Origin of the sequence: Blautia sp. HCP3S3_C4 (assembly GCF_052064095.1) — a bacterium.
GTDB lineage: Bacteria > Bacillota > Clostridia > Lachnospirales > Lachnospiraceae > Blautia_A.
In genome coordinates, this window is the sequence record NZ_JBQHWF010000002.1 from 14,979 (window position 1) to 34,987 (window position 20,009).

The 20,009-nt window shown below is 42.3% G+C and carries 15 protein-coding genes; 14 read left to right on the forward strand and 1 reads right to left on the reverse strand.

Going from position 1 to position 20,009, the window contains the following annotated elements; translation table 11 throughout:
* The first annotated feature begins 60 nt into the window (after positions 1-60).
* Together ACTNC6_RS02040 and ACTNC6_RS02045 are read left to right on the forward strand one after the other, a co-directional pair.
* Positions 61-2,538 carry a beta-mannosidase gene (locus ACTNC6_RS02040; RefSeq protein ID WP_441043089.1) on the forward strand — a complete coding sequence of 826 codons (2,478 nt, stop codon included), beginning with the start codon at positions 61-63 and terminating at the stop codon, positions 2,536-2,538.
* Positions 2,528-3,835 carry a glycoside hydrolase family 125 protein gene (locus ACTNC6_RS02045; RefSeq protein ID WP_441043090.1) on the forward strand — a complete coding sequence of 436 codons (1,308 nt, stop codon included), beginning with the start codon at positions 2,528-2,530 and terminating at the stop codon, positions 3,833-3,835. The genes ACTNC6_RS02040 and ACTNC6_RS02045 overlap by 11 nt, the downstream gene beginning before the upstream one ends.
* Before the next feature lie 88 nt (positions 3,836-3,923).
* Here ACTNC6_RS02045 and ACTNC6_RS02050 read toward each other — a convergent pair whose 3' ends face one another.
* On the reverse strand, positions 3,924-4,304 hold the full coding sequence (locus tag ACTNC6_RS02050) for a DUF1292 domain-containing protein (RefSeq protein ID WP_441043091.1): 381 nt from the start codon (positions 4,302-4,304) through the stop codon (positions 3,924-3,926).
* Between the two features lie 261 nt (positions 4,305-4,565).
* On the opposite strand from ACTNC6_RS02050, the gene ACTNC6_RS02055 reads away from it, so the two are divergent.
* The 12 genes from ACTNC6_RS02055 to pxpB all read left to right on the forward strand — a co-directional run bounded on the left by ACTNC6_RS02055 (position 4,566) and on the right by pxpB (position 20,008).
* A complete protein-coding gene (locus tag ACTNC6_RS02055) occupies positions 4,566-5,321 on the forward strand; it encodes an exodeoxyribonuclease III (RefSeq protein ID WP_019161123.1) in 756 nt (251 codons plus the stop codon).
* A 38-nt stretch (positions 5,322-5,359) separates the two neighbouring features.
* Positions 5,360-7,249, forward strand: a complete 1,890-nt coding sequence (locus tag ACTNC6_RS02060; RefSeq protein ID WP_441043092.1) for a Type II secretory pathway, pullulanase PulA and related glycosidase — start codon at positions 5,360-5,362, stop codon at positions 7,247-7,249.
* Positions 7,227-7,784, forward strand: coding sequence for a DUF5662 family protein (locus ACTNC6_RS02065; protein ID WP_173743452.1), 558 nt, complete (start codon positions 7,227-7,229; stop codon positions 7,782-7,784). The genes ACTNC6_RS02060 and ACTNC6_RS02065 overlap by 23 nt, the downstream gene beginning before the upstream one ends.
* A 176-nt stretch (positions 7,785-7,960) precedes the next feature.
* Positions 7,961-9,577: a sodium/proline symporter PutP gene (gene putP / locus ACTNC6_RS02070; protein ID WP_441043093.1), complete on the forward strand. Its 1,617-nt coding sequence runs from the start codon at positions 7,961-7,963 to the stop codon at positions 9,575-9,577.
* A 165-nt stretch (positions 9,578-9,742) separates the two neighbouring features.
* Positions 9,743-10,858, forward strand: a complete 1,116-nt coding sequence (glf, locus tag ACTNC6_RS02075; RefSeq protein ID WP_441035434.1) for a UDP-galactopyranose mutase — start codon at positions 9,743-9,745, stop codon at positions 10,856-10,858.
* Between the two features lie 47 nt (positions 10,859-10,905).
* Positions 10,906-11,505 carry a DUF6553 family protein gene (locus tag ACTNC6_RS02080; RefSeq protein ID WP_441035435.1) on the forward strand — a complete coding sequence of 200 codons (600 nt, stop codon included), beginning with the start codon at positions 10,906-10,908 and terminating at the stop codon, positions 11,503-11,505.
* 50 nt (positions 11,506-11,555) lie between these two features.
* Positions 11,556-14,480 (forward strand): insulinase family protein, encoded by a 2,925-nt coding sequence (locus tag ACTNC6_RS02085; protein WP_441043094.1) that lies wholly within the window; start codon positions 11,556-11,558, stop codon positions 14,478-14,480.
* 65 nt (positions 14,481-14,545) lie between these two features.
* On the forward strand, positions 14,546-15,454 hold the full coding sequence (gene era / locus ACTNC6_RS02090; RefSeq protein WP_441043095.1) for a GTPase Era: 909 nt from the start codon (positions 14,546-14,548) through the stop codon (positions 15,452-15,454).
* 20 nt (positions 15,455-15,474) lie between these two features.
* Positions 15,475-16,227 carry a DNA repair protein RecO gene (gene recO, locus ACTNC6_RS02095; protein WP_441043096.1) on the forward strand — a complete coding sequence of 251 codons (753 nt, stop codon included), beginning with the start codon at positions 15,475-15,477 and terminating at the stop codon, positions 16,225-16,227.
* Positions 16,228-16,300: 73 nt separating this feature from the next.
* Complete coding sequence (locus ACTNC6_RS02100) at positions 16,301-17,695, forward strand: glycine--tRNA ligase (protein ID WP_022380971.1); 1,395 nt, start codon at positions 16,301-16,303, stop codon at positions 17,693-17,695.
* 250 nt (positions 17,696-17,945) lie between these two features.
* Positions 17,946-19,148: an NRAMP family divalent metal transporter gene (locus ACTNC6_RS02105; protein ID WP_441043097.1), complete on the forward strand. Its 1,203-nt coding sequence runs from the start codon at positions 17,946-17,948 to the stop codon at positions 19,146-19,148.
* A gap of 134 nt (positions 19,149-19,282) precedes the next feature.
* A complete protein-coding gene (gene pxpB, locus ACTNC6_RS02110) occupies positions 19,283-20,008 on the forward strand; it encodes a 5-oxoprolinase subunit PxpB (RefSeq protein ID WP_441043098.1) in 726 nt (241 codons plus the stop codon).
* The last annotated feature ends 1 nt before the right edge of the window (position 20,009 follow it).

Genomic DNA, 20,009 nt, shown 5'->3' on the forward strand with positions numbered 1-20,009 from the left:
ATTAAAAATATCCGATGGAATCCGGCAAGGATTTTGTATCCTGTGTAAGGAGAGGGAACAATGGTAAAAATGCAGCTTCATGAGAACTGGCAGTTGTGTAATGTGAAAGAGCAGGAATGGGTTCCTGCGCAGGTGCCGGGAGATATTTATATGGCTCTTCTTCAGGCTGGAAAAATGGAAGATCCATTTTGGGAAGATAACGAATATCAGGCGAAGGCACTGATGGAGGAAGATTACGAATATAAAACTGTATTTATATATGACGAAACAGAATTTGAAAACTGTCAGGAAGTAATCCTGAGGTTTGACGGAATTGATACGATTGGGGATATTTATCTGAATGAGTGCTGTCTGGGAAGAGTAGAAAGTATGCACAGAGTCTGGGAGTTTCCTGTGAAGGAGATTCTGGAAAAAGGAGAAAATACTCTTCGTGTCATTATCAGATCTCCTCTGAAATTTATGGCGGCAGCTTACGAGAAATATAAAACACATGGAAACGAAGATACAGTGGAAGGATTTATGCATCTGCGCAAGGCACACTATATGTGCGGTTGGGACTGGGGTGCCTGCCTGCCGGATGGAGGTATTTTTCGCCCTGTAACGCTTCTGGGAGTAGAACATGCCAGACTGGACAGCGTGTATATCCGTCAGATTCATGAAGAGGGAAAGGTGCTGCTGATACCGGAAGTTGATGTGGAGACAATGGATGAGGCTGACGAAGATGGTTGTGAAAAAACAGGAAAATCAGAGCAGAGTCAGTTATTGGAATATGAAATCACAGTTACGGAACCTGATGGAACAAAGACTACATGGGAAGGGTCTCCGGATGAAATTGAAATTGACCACCCGAAGCTCTGGTGGCCCAATGGATTAGGAGAACAGCCTTTATATCAGGTGGAAGTGAATCTGAAAGCAGGAAATCAGATTGTAGATACCTGGTGCAGAAAGATTGGTCTTCGAACCATGACCATGCATATAGAAAAGGATCAGTGGGGAGAAAGCTTTGCCCATGAGGTAAATGGATATCAGATATTTGCCATGGGTGCTGATTATATTCCGGAAGACAATTTACTTCAGCGAACATCCAGGGAACGTACCAGAGAATTGCTCCTTCAGTGTAAAAGAGCGAATTTTAACACTGTCCGTGTGTGGGGAGGCGGCTATTATCCGGAGGACTGGTTCTATGATATCTGTGATGAACTGGGACTGATGGTATGGCAGGATTTTATGTTTGCCTGCTCAATGTATGAGCTTACACCGGAATTTGAGGCTAACATCCGACAGGAATTTATTGATAATATCAAACGTCTCCGTCATCATGCATCCCTGTCATTATGGTGCGGAAACAATGAGATGGAGACATTTACACAGGAGGGAACCTGGGTAACAAAGCCGTCAGAGGTGAGAGACTATCTGTTTATGTATGAACGGATTATTCCTGAAATTTTACGGGAATATGATCCGGAAACTTTCTACTGGCCGGCTAGTCCGTCTTCAGGCGGATCCTTTGATAATCCCAATGATCCTAACCGCGGAGATGTACATTACTGGGAGGTATGGCATGGGAATAAGCCTTTTGCGGAATACAGGAAATATTTCTTCAGATATGCATCTGAGTTTGGATTTCAGGCTTTTCCTTCTGTAAAAACACTGGAAACCGTTACAGATGATCCAAGGGAATTGAATCCATTTTCCTATGTGATGGAAAAACATCAGAGAAATTATGGAGGAAATGGGAAAATTGCCAAATATATGCAGGCTGCATATCGCTATCCTGAGAATTTCAGCGATTTTGTTTATGCGTCCCAGCTTCTTCAGGCAGACGGAATCCGTTATGGAGTGGAGCATTACAGACGAAATCGTGGACGGTGTATGGGCGCTATTTACTGGCAGCTGAATGACTGTTGGCCGGTAATCTCCTGGTCATCTGTTGATTATTATGGCCGCTGGAAGGCATTACATTATTATGCAAAGCGTTTCTTTGCCCCTGTGATGCTTTCCTGTGAGGAACAGAGCTGGATGACAGTAGAGGCGGACATGAATCGTCAGCACTTTGAATTTGAAAAATCTATCCGTCTGAATGTGACAAATGAAACTCTCACAGACCGCAGGGTTCTTGTGAAATGGGCAGTGAGAAAGGCAGATGCCACAGTGCTTATGGAGGAGAAACAGTGGGTAGAGGTACCTGCCTTGTCTGCAGTATGGCTGGATAAGGTGGAACTTCCACAGATTGATTGTTTTAATGAATATGTAAGTTATGAGGCTTGGGAGGATGATCAGGTAATTTCTCAGGGAACTGTTATTTTCTCTTATCCGAAATATTTCCATTATCTGGATCCGAAACTGACAGTAAGGACAGAGGGAGATGAGATTATCGTGAGTGCTTCTGCCTATGCGAAGAGTGTGGAGATTCTTAATGATACAGAAGATTTAATTCTGGAGGATAATTATTTTGATATGAACGCCGGAGAGCGACGGATAAAGATTCTTCAGGGAAAACCGGAAGGACTTCGGGTACGGAGTGTGTATGATATCTAAGGAAAAGGAACAAGAACTTACAGCTGTGCTGGAACAGTTTTATAAAGAAGTAGAGATAAAGGCAAAAGAAACTGGGCATCCGGAATTTGCAGAACAGTTTAAGAGAAGCTATGGAGATACCCTGAAGAGAACAATAGCAGAGAATCCGGATGGAACTGTGCATGTGATCACAGGGGATATTCCGGCTATGTGGCTGAGGGATTCTACTGCGCAGGTAAGACCTTATCTTTATCTTGCGGCTAGAAGTACAAAACTGCAGGAACTGATCGGCGGAGTTGTACAGCGTCAGTTTTTTTACCTGCTGATGGATCCTTATGCAAATGCGTTTAATAATGAGCCCAGCGGTGCCTGTTGGGAAAAGGATTTTGATGATCAGAATCCTTGGGTATGGGAGCGGAAATTTGAAATAGATTCCCTTTGCTATCCCATTCAATTGGCCTGGCTTTTGTGGAAGATTACAGGATATACAGCACATTTGGATGAAAATTTCCGGAAAGGTGTCAAAAAGATTCTGGAAGTTTTTCATAGGGAACAAAATCATGAAGAACGGTCAGAATACAGGTTTGTGAGGAATGGAAGCTTTTATACAGACACTTTGTCCAGAGAGGGGAAGGGAGCCTTAACCCGTCCGGATACAGGGCTTATCTGGTCTGGCTTTCGTCCAAGTGACGATGCCTGCACTTATGGATATCTGATCCCTTCCAATATGTTTGCTGTGGTTGTGCTGGGATATCTCAGTGAACTGGCACAAGAAGTATTGAATGACAGAAAGCTTGCTGAAAGTGCACAGAATCTGAGGAAAGAAATACACAAAGCAATCGAAAAGTATGGACATACAAAAACAGAGGAATTTGGGGAAGTTTATGCTTATGAGACAGATGGATATGGAATGTATCATCTTATGGATGATGCTAATGTACCCAGTCTGTTATCTATAAAGTATCTGGGATATCCTACTGACAGGGAGCTTGCGGAGAATACCCGGAATATGATTCTGAGCGAAGCAAATCCCTATTATTATACGGGAAAAGCAGCGAGCGGAATAGGAAGTCCTCATACACCGGCAAATTATATCTGGCATATTGGGATGGCTATGGAAGGATTGACATCTGACAGGAGAACAGTAAAGGAGTCTGTCCTTGAAAAAATGATAGAAACTACCGGAAGTACCGGCCTGATGCATGAGGGATTTCATGCAGATGATCCATCCAGATATACCAGAGAATGGTTTTCCTGGGCAAATGCTATGTACTGTGAATTATTGCTGGATTATCTGGGATATAAGATCATAAGCTGATATTTGGGAAAAGAAAAAACTGTCATAAGCACATGTTATAGGGCTTATGACAGTTTTTTAATATTCTGAGAGACAAAGCCTAAAAGCATTATTTCTCAATTTGTTCCATAGAATCCTTTGCATTTTGTAAAACAGTGTCAAATGCAATGGCAGCTTTGTTGTACTCTTCATCGCTTTCGATATTAGAAAGAACCGGGTCTCCGGATTCTGTGCGGGCAAAGGTATAGAGATATACTTCACCGTTCTGATTCTGACCGTTCTCATCTAATGGAAGAAGGGCAATATATTCTTTGGCATCTACCGGGAAAATAGTAAGGATCGCACATTCTACCTCTGTATCATCGTCCAGGGTAAGGGTGATGGTGCGTCTGTCTTCGATATCCTGGCAGTTTCCTTCTGGGTTGCTGCAACCGCTGCAGGAAGCGCAGTCATTGGGGGAACATCCGCCGGTTGTAAATTCTTCTGTCATGGTTTTCATCCTCATTCTTTCTTTTATAAAAGTTCAGAACTGTGACTGTAATAGAAAACACAGTTTTGTTCCTTAATGGTATCCTGATGATTCAAGACTTTTACAGAAGTCTGAATATTAGTATTGTACCAGAAACGTAAGCTAAATGCAATTTTTTTATGGTTTGAGGAGAAATATCATCGCGGAATGATATAAGATGTGTTATAATGAACGGAAGAGAATGATTTGTTCAGAAATTTTGAGATATAGGAGTGGAAATTTATGAAATTTATTTCCTGGAATGTAAATGGAATTCGTGCCTGCATCGGCAAGGGCTTTGAAGAAAGCTTTCGCTTGCTGGATGCAGATATTTTCTGTCTGCAGGAGACCAAGTGTCAGCAAGGACAGGTAAAGCTTGATCTGCCGGGATATTATCAATATTGGAATTATGCCAACAGACGGGGATATTCCGGTACAGCTATATTTACAAAAAAGGAGCCATTATCTGTAGCTTACGGACTGGGAATCGAAGAGCATGATAAAGAAGGCAGAGTGATTACTCTAGAGTTTGAGGACTTTTATTTTATTACGGTATATACCCCTAATTCTCAGAGTGAGCTGAGACGTCTGGAATATCGTATGCAGTGGGAAAAGGATTTCTTGGCATATCTTCTGAGACTTCAGGAGAAAAAGCCGGTGATCTGCTGTGGAGATATGAACGTGGCACATCAGGAGATCGACCTGAAAAATCCAAAAACCAATCATAAAAACGCAGGCTTTACAGATGAAGAAAGAGCATGTTTTGACAGAATGCTGGAAAGTGGATTTATTGATACTTTCCGCTATTTTTATCCGGATCAGGAGGGAATCTATTCCTGGTGGTCTTATCGGTTCAGGGCAAGAGAAAAGAATGCAGGATGGAGAATTGATTATTTTATCACCTCGCCGGCACTGAAGGACAGATTAGAAGATGCCAGGATCCATACAGAAATTATGGGTTCTGATCACTGTCCGGTAGAATTGAAAATTAAGGATTGAGATAGGTTTTGTATTAAAAACAGGGAGGACGTTGGAGAATGGCTGACAGCAGAAGATATAAGACAGAGAAGGGAATACCTTTGCTGCCAGGGGTGAACAGACTGGAAAGAGGATATAATTTTACAGTGGAGGTTCCTGAAGGAAAGAATGCTTCTCTGGTCCTCTATAAAAAAAGGTCAAAGAAACCCTGTATGGAGATTCCGTTTACCAGTGAGAATAAGGCAGGGGAGGTATATTCTCTTTTTCTGCCAGATTTTTTGCCGGAGGGATATGAATATAATTTTTTATTGGACGGGCAGGTTTATATAGATCCATGGACCTATGGGATTTCAGGGAGAGAACGTTTTGGGGCAGAGGCAGATCCTGATGCCCATAAAATACGCTGCACCTTCTGGAACCCGGGAGACTATGACTGGGAAGGGGATCAGTGCCTTAATATTCCTTATCATGAAATGATACTTTATAAGCTTCATGTGAGAGGCTATACCAAAGCCAACAGTCAGATTAAGGGGAAAAAAGGGACCTTTCAGGCATTGGAAGAAATGATTCCTTACTGGCAGGAACTGGGAATTAATGCAATAGAGCTGATGCCGGTATATGAGTTTATGGAGACTGTACCGAAAAAGTATTATGCCGGCAGTATGGTATCAGAGAAAAAAGTTAATAAAAAGGTGAATTATTGGGGATATACAGCAGGGTATTATATGGCACCAAAGCGTTCGTACAGTGCAACGAATGATCCCGCACAGGAGTTCAGGCATTTGATACAGGCAATGCATAAAGCCGGAATTGCCTGTATTTTGGAGATGTATTTTCCGGCAGGAATAAACCCGTTTCTGGCTCTTCGTGCATTGCAGTCCTGGAAACTGAATTTTCATGTAGATGGATTTCATGTGCTGGGAGATGGAGCACCGATACAGCTTTTGATGCAGGATGGTATTCTCAGAGACAGCAAGCTGATGTTCCACGGATTTGATGAACGGGATATCCGGGGAAAGAAGGAACCTGCCCAGAAATGTGTGGCTGAGTATAATCCCGGATTTCTTCAGGATATGCGCCGCTTCCTGAAAAGTGACGAGGAGATGGTAGAAGGAGCTGCCTGGCATGTGAGAAGAAATCCGGACAGATATGCAGTGATCAACTATATGGCCTGTCAGGATGGATTTACCCTGAATGATATGGTGACTTATAACTATCGTCATAATGAAGCTAACTATGAGAACAATCAGGATGGCAGCAACTATAATTATTCCTGGAACTGTGGAGTAGAAGGTCCTACACGTAAGATGAATATCCGGCAGCTTAGAGAACAACAGCTTCGAAATGCTTTTCTTATGGTATTGCTCAGCCAGGGTGTTCCTATGATCTATGGAGGAGATGAGATCGGTAATTCCCAGAATGGAAATAATAATGCTTATTGTCAGGATAATTCCATAGGCTGGATCGACTGGAAGGGGCTTAAAAAGAATGAAAGTCTTCTGGAATTTGTAAAGGCGGTGATTGCTTTCCGAAAGGAACATCCTATTCTTCATACACCCGGAGAATTACGTGGAGTGGATTACCAGACCAGAGGCCTGCCGGATGTATCTGTACATGGGGAAAGGGCATGGTTTTTGAATTCAGAGAATACTTCCAGACTTCTGGGAATTATGTATTACGGTGCTTATGCCAGAAGGAAAGATGGGACTTATGATGATTCTATCTATATTGCATATAATTTCCATTGGGAAAACAGAAGTGTGGCACTTCCCAATCTGCCGGGAAAAGGCTGTTGGACAAAAGTAATTGATACAAGTATGCTAAAGACCAATGGATTTTGTTATGATGACGAGAAACATAGCAGGAAGCTGGAGATTGCACCCCGTACCATCGTAGTGCTTCTGGCAAAACAGGAGGAAAAGAAAAATGCACCCATGGCAGCACTTTAAGACAATCACCAGACATAAGCTTTTGGTGATGCGTTACTGTTTTCGTATCGGGCTTTATAAACAGGGACTGCTTCATGATCTGTCAAAATATGAGCCTGTGGAGTTTTTGGTTGGCTGTAAGTATTATCAGGGAGACAGAAGCCCCAATAATGCAGAGAGGGAAGCTACAGGCATTTCACGATCCTGGCTTCACCATAAGGGAAGAAACAAGCATCATTTTGAATATTGGGTAGATTACGTACCGGGAGATGAACATATTATCAACGGAGTTCCCATGCCCCGTAAATATGTTGCCGAGATGGTGATGGACAGAATCAGTGCTTCCCGGAATTATCTGGGGGATAAATATGACCATACACAGCCTTTGAGCTATTTCCTGAAAAGTAAAGAAAGACTTTGGTTTATCCATCCGGACACAAAGAGAGACCTGGAGGCTCTTTTGCGAATCCTTAACGATCATGGAGAAGAGGTTCTCCTTTCTTATATTAAGAATGTCTATTTGAAAAAAGGGAAAAAACATCGGAAGATAAAGTAAAAACAGTATAAAAAATGAGACAGGTGCAGTGTAGTTGCTGCATCTGTTTTTTGTAAAACGGCAAAAAGGTTATTTTATCCAATATAAAAATGTGTGATATAAAACATATTTGACATTCTGAAATGTAATGATAAACATAAATAAACAGAATCACTATTGATTTTTGGGGATTTGATATGTTAAAGTGTAGAAATGAAAAACAGGCAGAGACAGAAAAAGTAGAAGATGCCTGCGTAATAAGGAGGAGAAGAGAAGTGAGTGGTAATACTATGATCATATTGTCCGCATTTGTAGTCTATCTGTTGTTTATGATAGTAATCGGTGTGGTTTATATGAAGAAAACAAATAACTCAGAGGATTATTTTCTGGGAGGCAGAGGGCTGAATGCCTGGGTGGCAGCTCTGTCTGCACAGGCATCTGATATGAGCGGATGGCTTCTGATGGGGCTTCCGGGTGCTATCTATTCACTGGGAACCGGACAGATTTGGATCGCAGTGGGACTTTTTATCGGAACTGTACTGAACTGGCTGTGTATATCCAGAAGGCTCCGCAGATATACCATAGCAGCCAATAATTCCATGACGATCCCTGCATTTTTTGAGAATCGTTTTCAGGATAAGAAGCGAATCCTGCTTCTGATCTCATCAATTGTAATTGTGATCTTTTTCCTGGTGTATACGGCATCCGCACTGGCAGCAGGTGGTAAACTGTTTAATACCGTATTTGGAATTGATTATCATATAGCACTGGCAATAGGAGCCGGAGTTATTCTCTGCTATACCTTTATGGGTGGATTTATGGCAGTCTGTGTAACTGATTTTGTACAGGGAACACTGATGCTGATAGGTCTTCTTGTTGTACCGCTGGTTGCTTATTTTATGCTTCCGGGAAATTTGACGGATCTGTTGAACCAGAGCGGGGCACTGGGAGGAGCAGCAGCTTTCCTTAATGCATTTGAGAACGGAGAACGTAATTATACTTTCATTGAGATTTTCTCACAGCTTGCATGGGGACTGGGATATTGTGGAATGCCCCATATTCTTACCCGTTTTATGGCTGTGAAGAGTGAAAAAGAGCTGAAAAAATCCAGTGTGATTGCTATTGTGTGGGATATTCTTTCTCTGTCTGCAGCATGCTTTATCGGTGTGATCGGACGTGCTTACCTGTTACCGGAAGTTCTGGGAACAGAGGGGGCATCTTCCTCTGAAAGTGTGTTTATAGAGATGATCGGGAAACTGTTTTCCAATGACCTTGCACTTCCGTTTATTGGAGGAATTTTCCTCTGTGGTATTTTGGCGGCGATTATGTCCACAGCGGATTCCCAGCTTCTGGTAACTGCATCAGCAGCATCTGAGGATCTGTATCATCAGTTTGTAAAGAAGGATGCAGATTCCAAAGAGATTTTAATGGTTGCCAGAATTACGGTTATTATTGTTTCTGTTCTTGCTTTTGTGATCGCATGGAATCCAAACAGCAGTATTATGGGATTGGTATCAAATGCCTGGGCAGGACTGGGAGCAGCCTTTGGCCCCGTCGTGGTAATGTCTCTGTTCTGGAGACGTACTAATCTGGCAGGAGCTGTGGCAGGAATTGTTTCCGGCGGTCTGACTGTTATTATCTGGGACTACATTCCATTTGTATCCGGACAGACCCTTGGTACCTACACGGGATTATATTCTCTGGCAGTGGGATTTGCAGTAAGTCTGGTAATGATCATTGTCTTCAGTCTTGCAACAAAAGCACCGTCTAAAGAGATCACAGATGTGTTTGATGAAGTGGCTTCTATGAAATAAAGGGCTATCCAATTTTAGAGGAATTTGTTATAATAGCAGTAGCGCGAGAAATTGTGCTGCTGCTTTTTTTACCGAATCAAACTGCGGAGTAGTTATTCGGTTATGAGCAAGTAGCGAAGCGGATGATTTTGTCCGCCTGAATTAAAAAACAAGAAGGTGTATAACATGAAAAAATCTGATTATCTGATCGTAGGAGCGGGACTTTTCGGTGCAGTTTTTGCACATGAAGCTACCAAAAAGGGAAAAACCTGTCTGGTTATTGATAAGAGAGGACATATTGGGGGAAATATTTATACGGAAGAGGTAGAGGGAATTCAGGTGCACAGATATGGAGCACATATCTTCCACACTTCCAGAAAGGATGTATGGGAGTATATCAATCAGTTTGCTGAGTTTAATCATTTTGTAAATTCCCCGATTGCTGTTTATAAAGATGAATTATACAATCTTCCTTTTAACATGAATACATTTCATCAGCTGTGGGGGGTAAAGACTCCTGCACAGGCTAAGGCAAAGATCCAGGAGCAGATAGCCAGAATGCATATTACTCATCCTAAAAACCTGGAAGAGCAGGCACTGGCCCTGGTAGGACAGGATGTATATGAGAAGCTGATAGAGGGATATACACGGAAACAGTGGGGAAGAGAGTGCAAGGATCTGCCATCCTTTATTATTAAGAGACTTCCTCTTAGATATACCTATGACAATAATTATTTTAAGGATCCATATCAGGGTATCCCTAAGGGTGGTTACACCCGCATTATCAAAAAAATGCTTGAAGGTGTGCAGGTATGCCTGAATACTGACTTTTTTGCAAATAAAAAGGAACTGATGGATCAGGCTGAAAAGGTTCTTTTTACAGGTATGATCGATGAATTTTATGATTATTGTTATGGTGAACTGGAATACCGTTCCCTGCGTTTTGAGACAGAAACTCTGGAAATGGGTAATTATCAGGGAAATGCTGTGGTCAATTATACAGATTATGAGGTGCCTTATACAAGAATCATTGAGCATAAGCATTTTGAGTTTGGAACTCAGCCAAAGACAGTAATCACCAGAGAGTATCCCGCTGCCTGGGAAAAAGGCAGGGAGCCTTATTATCCGGTAAATGATCCCAAGAACAGTGAATTATTTGATAAATATGAGCGAAAAGCCCTGGAGGAGAAAAAAGTACTTTTCGGAGGCAGACTGGGTATGTACCGCTATATGGATATGGATCAGGTGATTGAGGAAGCTCTTGCAATGGCAGAAACTGAGCTTGCCTATGAGGAAGAATAAAAAGACTGAAAATAATATATAAGTGAAAACGAAAGGAACAAAGGTTTATGGAAGATACACAGCTGCTTGCCCTTTATTATAAAGAACATGATCCTATGAAAAGAAAAATGTTTTTGGATCAGTCCATTGCAGCAGGAGAGGATACAGAGGGAAATGCCATTAGAAAGGAACTTTGGGATATTCGCTACAGTGCTGTTTCTGAGACTGGAGATGGACGTGCTGACGGATATCTGGGACTGTGGATGTCCCTGGAATACAACAGGGATGCAGGCAGGAGATTCTTTGGCATGAAAAGTGCAAAAAAAGAAATCGGTAAACATCTGGAAAAATTGAAATTCAGAGAATTTCAGCAGGGAGATGCACTTCATCAGGAGCTTTTGTACAAAGAATGCTGCCATATGGTGAAAACATACATGGAATTGTGTGAAAAGGATAAGAATTATAATACCATAATCTGCGGAATTGTTCCCATCGGAGAAAAAGGTGCCAAAAACAAATTGCAGATAGATATTTATGAGACTGCTGTACAGCTTCCTGTAAACCTTGATATGCAGGAAGAACTGGGGATTATTACCAGGGCAGCAAGGGAAGCTTATGAAAAGCATTTTCCGGGTGAAGGCGGACTGGACGCAAAAACAGGTAAATAAAGTTACTGTGAATAGAGGGGACAGTAATAAAAAATAACTTGGAGGCAGAAATGAACAAAGAGAATTTGACAGCATATGAAGTGATAATGGAGGAAAATCTTACAGATATTCATTCCAGGGGATGGCTGCTTCGCCATAAAAAAACCGGTGCAAGAGTTATGCTGATCGAGAATGATGATGAGAATAAAGTATTTAATATCGCATTCCGCACACCGCCTAAGGACAGCACAGGTGTGGCACATATCCTGGAGCACAGTGTGCTCTGCGGATCCAGGGAGTTTCCATTAAAGGATCCTTTTGTGGAACTGGTAAAGGGTTCTCTGAACACATTCCTGAATGCCATGACTTATCCGGATAAAACCTGCTATCCTGTAGCAAGCTGTAATGATCAGGATTTCCAGAATCTGATGCATGTTTATCTGGATGCGGTCTTCTATCCGAATATTTATAAGAGAGAAGAGATTTTCCGTCAGGAAGGCTGGAACTATCATCTGGAACAGCCGGAAGGACCTCTGAAATATAATGGTGTTGTATACAATGAGATGAAGGGGGCATTTTCTTCTCCGGATGAGGTTCTGGAGCGTGAGATCATGAACCACCTTTTTCCTGATACCACTTATGGCTGTGAATCAGGCGGTGATCCGAAAAATATTCCGGATCTTACCTATGAGAACTTCCTGAATTTCCACAAAACCTATTATCATCCGTCCAACAGCTATATTTATCTTTATGGAAATATGGATATGGAGGAGAAGCTTAACTTCCTTGATGAGCATTATCTGTCTCATTTTGAATACCTGGATGTGGATTCTGTGATCCGGGAGCAGAGGGCATTTGACGAATGCAGGGATGTGACGCTGGAGTATCCCATCGCAGAGAATGAGGGAGAAGAGGATAATACCTATCTTTCTTATAATATGATCGCCGGAAATGCCGGGGACAGCCAGATGGCAATGGCATTTGAAGTCCTTGACTATGCTCTTTTAAGTGCACCGGGAGCACCGCTGAAACAGGCGCTTCTGGATGCAAAGCTGGGAAAGGATGTCTATGGCTCTTATGATGACGGAATTCTCCAGCCATATTTTACAGTGATTGCAAAAGGCTCCAATCCTGACAGAAAAGAAGAGTTCGTATCTGTGATCAGACAGGTGCTTGGAGATATTGTTAAGAATGGAATTGATAAAAAAGCAGTGGAAGCGGGAATCAATTACTTTGAATTCCGCTATCGTGAGGCAGACTTCTCCTCCTATCCAAAGGGACTGATGTACAGCCTTGATATTCTGGGAGACTGGCTGTATGAGAGTAAAGATCCTTTTGCACAGGTGCAGATGCTTAAGGTATTTGAGAACCTGAAAAAAGCAGTAAATGAGGGATATTTTGAAGCACTGATCCGCAGATATCTTCTTGAGAATCCTCATGGCTGTATTCTTACTCTTGTGCCGAAGAAGGGACTGGCAGCTCAGCGTGAGAAAGAGCTGGAAGAGAAACTGGAAGCATACAGAAGCAGTCTTTCTGAAGAAGAATTGAATACAATGGTCGAGAAGACCAAAGCACTGGAAGCATACCAGGAATCTGATGAGGATCCGGAAGCACTGGAATGTATTCCTATGTTAAAGAGAAGTGATATTAAGAAAGAGGCCGGAAATTTTGTAAATGAAGAATTATCTGTAGATGACAGCCTGTTCCTTTATCATGAGGTATGCACAAATGGTATCGGATATGTAGATCTGATGTTTAAGACTGACAGCATTGCACCGGAACAGATTCCTTATCTGGGACTGTTGAAATCTGTGCTTGGATATGTGGATACAAAGGATCACACATATGGAGAACTGTTTAATGAGATCAATGCCAATACAGGTGGCATCAATTGTGGAGTAGAGGTTTTTGACAGAGCTGATTCAACAGAAGAGTTTCAGGCTATGTTCTCTGTAAGGGGTAAGGCGCTCTATACAAAACTGGATTTCCTTTTCAAAATGATCCAGGAAATCCTGAACAGTTCAAAACTGGAAGATACCAAACGTCTCTATGAGATCATTGCGTCTGTGAAATCCCGTGCTCAGGTAAATCTGACCGGTGCAGGACATTCCACTGCTGTGCTGAGAGCAACAGCATATTCTTCACCTATGGCTGCATTCCAGGATGAGATGGCAGGAATCGGATATTATCAGTTTATCGAGAAGCTGGAGAAAGATTTTGATCAGAGAAAAGAAGAAACAGTAGAAGAACTTCGCAGACTGATGAAGGAGATCCTTCGTCCTGAGAACTTTATGATCAGCTATACAGGAGAGAAGGAATCACTGGAAACTGTTAAGAAACTGGCACTTTCTGTAAAAGAGGGACTTTGCACAGAACCTGTGGAGAGATCACAGAACAAACTGACCTGTACAAAGAAAAACGAAGGCTTTAAGACCTCAGGACAGGTCCAGTATGTGGCCCAGACCGGTAACTTTAAGAAAAAAGGTCTGGAATATACAGGTGCACTGGAAATTCTGAAAGTTATTTTAAGTTATGATTATCTGTGGATCAATCTGCGTGTAAAAGGCGGCGCATATGGCTGTATGAGCGGATTTAAGAGAAATGGAGAAAGCTATCTGGTGTCCTATCGTGATCCTCATCTGAAACGTACGCTGGATGTATATAAGGGAATTCCGGAGTATATCCGAGGCTTCCAGGCGGATGAAAGAGAGATGACAAAATATATCATCGGTACTATCAGTGGAAAGGATGTGCCAAAAACACCTCAGATGAAGGGCTCTGTTTCAAAGACAGCCTATTTCTGCGGTGTGACAGAAGAGATGATCCAGAAAGAGAGAGATCAGATCCTGAATGCATCTGTGGAGGATATCCATGGGCTGGCTGAGATCATTGAGACAGTTCTGGCAGCAGACCAGATCTGCGTTGTAGGAAGTGAGAGCAAGGTATCTGAGGCTTCTGATGTGCTGATGGAAGTGAAATCACTGATCAACTGCTGAGAGTAAACATGATATTATGTTGCAGATATAGATGAAAAGTAATAATTTATAAGGAAAAGAACAAAATGAACGAAAATTTTAAATCCGGATTTGTAGCGATCATCGGTCGTCCAAATGTAGGAAAGTCTACTCTGATGAACCATCTGATCGGTCAGAAGATCGCCATTACATCCAAGAAACCACAGACAACCAGAAACCGTATCCAGACAGTCTATACCTGTGATGAGGGACAGATCGTATTCCTTGATACTCCGGGTATCCATAAAGCAAAAAACAAGCTGGGAGAATATATGGTCCAGGTGGCAGAACGAACACTGAAGGAAGTGGATGCTATTATGTGGCTGGTGGAGCCAAGTACCTTTATCGGAGCAGGGGAGAGACATATAGCAGAACAGCTTCAGGGAATCGGAGTGCCTGTGATCCTGATCATCAATAAGATCGATACTGTATCCAAAGAGGAAATACTTCCTGCTATTGATACCTACCGTAAGGTATGTGATTTTGCAGAAATCATTCCATGTTCCGCACTGCGGGGACAGAATACCCAGGATATTATTGGCTGTATCCTGAAATATCTTCCATATGGACCAATGTTTTATGATGAGGATACGGTCACAGATCAGCCTCAGCGCCAGATCGTGGCTGAAGTCATCCGTGAGAAGGCTCTTCATGCTCTGGATGAAGAGATCCCCCACGGGATCGCAGTTGCCATTGATCAGATGAAAACACGTCCCGGAAAAAATCCAATCGTGGATATTGATGCGACTATTATCTGTGAGAGAGAGTCTCATAAGGGAATCATCATCGGCAAACAGGGGGCCATGCTGAAAAAAATCGGAAGCAATGCAAGATATGAGATTGAGCGAATGCTGGAATCAAAGGTTAATCTGAAGCTTTGGGTAAAGGTAAAAAAGGACTGGAGGGACAGCGATTTCCTTATCAAGAACTTCGGATATGACAAAAAAGAAATCTGAGAATATGTAAGGATAAATCAATGAGTGATCTGATAACTGTGCAGGGAGTGGTACTTTCAGCCATGCCTGTGGGAGAATATGATAAGCGGATTGTTCTTCTCACAAGAGAGAGAGGAAAAATTTCTGCTTTTGCAAAAGGTGCACGCCGCCCGAACAGCCCTTTTCTGGCAGCTACAACGCCCTTTGTTTTTGGTATTTTTACTCTTTATGAGGGCAGGACAAGCTACAATCTGAATCAGGTATCTATCACTCATCATTTTGCAGAACTGGCAGAAAAACAGCCGGGTATCTATTATGGTTTCTATTTTCTGGAGCTGGCAGACTATTTTGGACAGGAAGGAACCGATGAGAAGGATGCCATGAATCTGCTGTATGTGACGGTGAAAGCTCTTTTGAATCCACATATTGAGGACCGGCTGATTCGCTGTATTTTTGAATTGAGGATGATGGTTATTCAGGGAATTGGTCCCTCTCTTTTTAACTGTACAGGCTGTGGAAAACAGCCTGGAGAAGAAGAGAAACTTTTCTTTTCTCAGGAGGCACATGGGATATTGTGCAAGGAATGTCTGAGAAAGGTGAAAGATGGGGGAAGAATCTCTCAGTCAGTCCTTTATGTCATGCGGTATGCTGCAGTGGCAGACCTGGGAAAACTCTATACCTTCACTGTGAAGGAGGAAGTACTGGCGGAATTAGAACGTTTCATACATAAATATATAGCGAAAAATACAGATAAAAAGTTCAAAAGCCTTGAAATTCTGGAAATAATGAGTTGAGAAACCTTGCAAAAGAAAAGAGATACAGCTATAATAGCGTTAGTCATATAAATAAAAGACGAGGAGAATAGTCATGGAAAAAACAATGGACAAAATCATTGCTCTGGCAAAAGCAAGAGGATTTGTTTACCCGGGTTCCGAAATTTATGGTGGTCTTGCAAATACATGGGACTATGGTAATCTGGGCGTAGAGTTAAAAAATAATGTAAAGCGTGCATGGTGGCAGAAATTTATTCAGGAATCCCCATACAATGTAGGTGTTGACTGTGCAATCCTGATGAACCCACAGACATGGGTGGCTTCCGGACATCTGGGAAGCTTCTCTGACCCGCTGATGGACTGTAAGGAATGTCATGAGCGTTTCCGCGCAGATAAGATCATTGAGGACTTCAGCCAGGAGAATGGTATTGAACTTGAGAGCTCTGTAGACGGATGGTCTCAGGAAGAGATGATGAACTTTATCAAAGACCACAATGTACCATGCCCTACATGCGGCAAGCATAACTTTACAGATATCCGTCAGTTTAACCTGATGTTCAAGACATTCCAGGGTGTTACAGAGGATGCCAAGAATACAGTATACTTAAGACCTGAGACAGCTCAGGGTATTTTCGTAAACTTTAAGAATGTTCAGAGAACATCCCGTAAGAAGATTCCGTTTGGTATCGGTCAGATCGGTAAATCTTTCCGTAACGAGATCACACCGGGTAACTTCACATTCCGTACACGTGAGTTCGAGCAGATGGAACTTGAATTCTTCTGTGAGCCGGATACAGACCTTGAGTGGTTTGCATACTGGAAGAACTTCTGCCTGAACTGGTTACATTCTCTTGGATTGAAGGATGAAGAAGTTCGTTACCGTGACCATGATGCAGAAGAGTTAAGCTTCTACAGCAAAGCTACTACTGACGTAGAGTTCCTGTTCCCATTCGGATGGGGCGAGCTTTGGGGAATCGCTGACAGAACAGACTATGACCTGACACAGCATCAGAACGTATCAGGACAGGATCTGACATACTTTGACGATGAGAAGAAACAGAAATACATTCCATATGTAATCGAGCCGTCACTTGGAGCTGACCGTGTGGTACTTGCATTCCTGTGCAGCGCATATGACGAAGAAGTTCTGGATGCAGAGAAGAATGATGTTCGTACAGTTCTTCATTTCCATCCGGCACTTGCACCTGTTAAAATCGGTGTGCTTCCTCTTTCCAAGAAGCTTAATGAGGGCGCAGAGAAGATCTATCAGCAGTTAAGCAAGAAATATAACTGTGAATATGATGATCGTGGAAACATTGGTAAACGTTACAGAAGACAGGATGAGATCGGTACTCCGTTCTGTGTAACTTATGATTTTGAGTCCGAAAACGATGGAGCAGTCACAATTCGCGACCGTGATACTATGGAGCAGGTTCGTGTGAAGATTGATGAACTGGATGCATATTTTGCGGATAAATTTACATTTTAACTGAATAAACTGCAAAGCAGTTATTCGGTTATATGAGCAAACAACAAAGAGGATGATTATATCCGCCTGACTGAAAAAACAGCAAAGGAGCTGTATCGGATGGGAATCCGGGTACTCTTTTGCTGTTTTTTATTACAAAATACAGATTATAAAAATTCGACATCAAAAGTTATCAAAATAATTTTTACTTGTGTAAATATTCATTTTTTAGTATAATGTGCGATAATAACATGAAAAGGAGGCAATAAAAATGAGCGAAAAGAAAAAGAGTGGCGGAGCCTTACTTGGCGCAGCGTTTCTGATGGCCACATCTGCAATCGGACCAGGATTCCTGACACAGACAGCAACCTTTACCGGACAGTATCAGGAAAGTTTTGGATTTGTTATCCTGGTTTCCGTAATCCTTGCAGCCATTGCACAGCTGAATATCTGGCGTGTGCTTTGTGTGACCGGACTTCGTGGACAGGATGTTTCCAATAAGGTACTTCCTGGACTGGGATATCTGGTATCTATACTGATTGTATTCGGTGGTCTGGTATTTAATATCGGAAACGTAGGTGGCGGAGCACTTGGTTTTAACACATTGCTTGGAATACCTACCAAAGTTGGTTACATACTGGCAGGTCTTTTGGCAATCCTGGTGTTTGTGCTGAAAAATGCCAAAAGTGCCATGGATACTATTACCAAGGTACTGGGTGCCATTATGATTATCGTAATCTTTGTTGTGATCATTGTGGTAAAACCACCGGTAGGAAGTGCATTGAAGAATACATTTGTACCAGAAGCCGGTGCCACAAATCTGATTCCTGCAATCCTTACACTTCTGGGAGGCACTGTTGGAGGATATATCACTTTCTCAGGTGCACACCGTCTGATCGATGCAGGAATTACAGGCGAGAAGAACCTGAAAGAGATCAATAGGAGTTCTGTTATGGGTATGATCATTGCCACTATTGTACGTATTTTCCTGTTCCTGGCTGTTCTGGGTGTTGTTGTCAAGGGTGTAACACTGGATGCTGCAAATCCTGCAGCAGATGCCTTTAAGCAGGGGGCTGGTGAAATCGGATACCGGTTTGCAGGTCTGGTTCTTCTGTGCGCAGCCATCACATCCATCATTGGTGCGGCTTATACTTCTGTTTCCTTCCTTAAGACTTTCAGTAAGTCTATTGAAGAAAATGAAAATAAAGTGATCATCGGATTTATCGTTATTTCCACAGCAATCATGTTTATTCTTGGCAATCCGGCAGTGCTTCTTGTGCTTGCAGGTGCTGTGAATGGTCTGATCCTTCCGATCACACTGGCGATCTGCCTGATTGCTGCACATAAGAAATCCATTATGGGAGAGAATTATCATCACCCGGTAGTGCTTACCATTCTTGGAGTGATCGTGGTAATTCTTACAGCATACCTCGGTGTGACTACATTTGTATCTAAGATCGGTACATTGTTATAATTGAGGAAAATGTATCCGGTTTTCTGACTGGAGAGTATATCAAAAAGGTGTGATCGTCCAGGTTACACCTTTTTGGTTCATTAACAGCTATAAAAACACATGGCAAAAAAAGATTAAGAAAAGAGGAGCAGATTATGCCGGACATTAGAATTTTAACAGAAGGTGATTCTTCTGTTCTGATTGAATTTGGCAAAGAGATCAGTCCGGAGATCAACCGGAAGATCACTGCCACTGTACAGCTTATGAGAGAACAGCATATAGAGGGAGTTGTAGATATGATCCCTGCGTTCTGTTCTCTATTGGTTAATTATGACCCGCGTGTGATTTCCTACGATGACCTGAAAAAAAGACTGGAAATTCTGTTAAAGATGGAAGTTGCAGCAGGAAAAGAACGCAAAAAGATTTATGAGATCCCTGTATGTTATGGAGGAGAGTACGGACCGGATATTGAGAATATTGCAGAACATGCCGGACTTTCCGTAGAAGAAGTGATAAAGATTCATTCTTCCAGAGATTACCTGATCTATATGCTTGGTTTCCTGCCGGGATTCTGTTATCTTGGAGGACTGGATGAGAGAATCCACACACCACGCCTTGCAAATCCGAGAATTAAGATCAATGCAGGAAGTGTAGGAATAGGCGGTTCTCAGACCGGGATTTATCCCCTGGATTCTCCGGGAGGATGGCAGCTGATGGGAATGACACCTGTAAAAACCTATGATCCGGACCGCAACATCCCGATTCTGGTAGAGGCAGGAGATTATATCCGTTTTGTACCGATCGATGAAGAGGAGTACAAACGGATCAGAGAATTAGTAGAACGTGGCGAATACCAGTGCACCGTTCATGAGGAGGCATAAA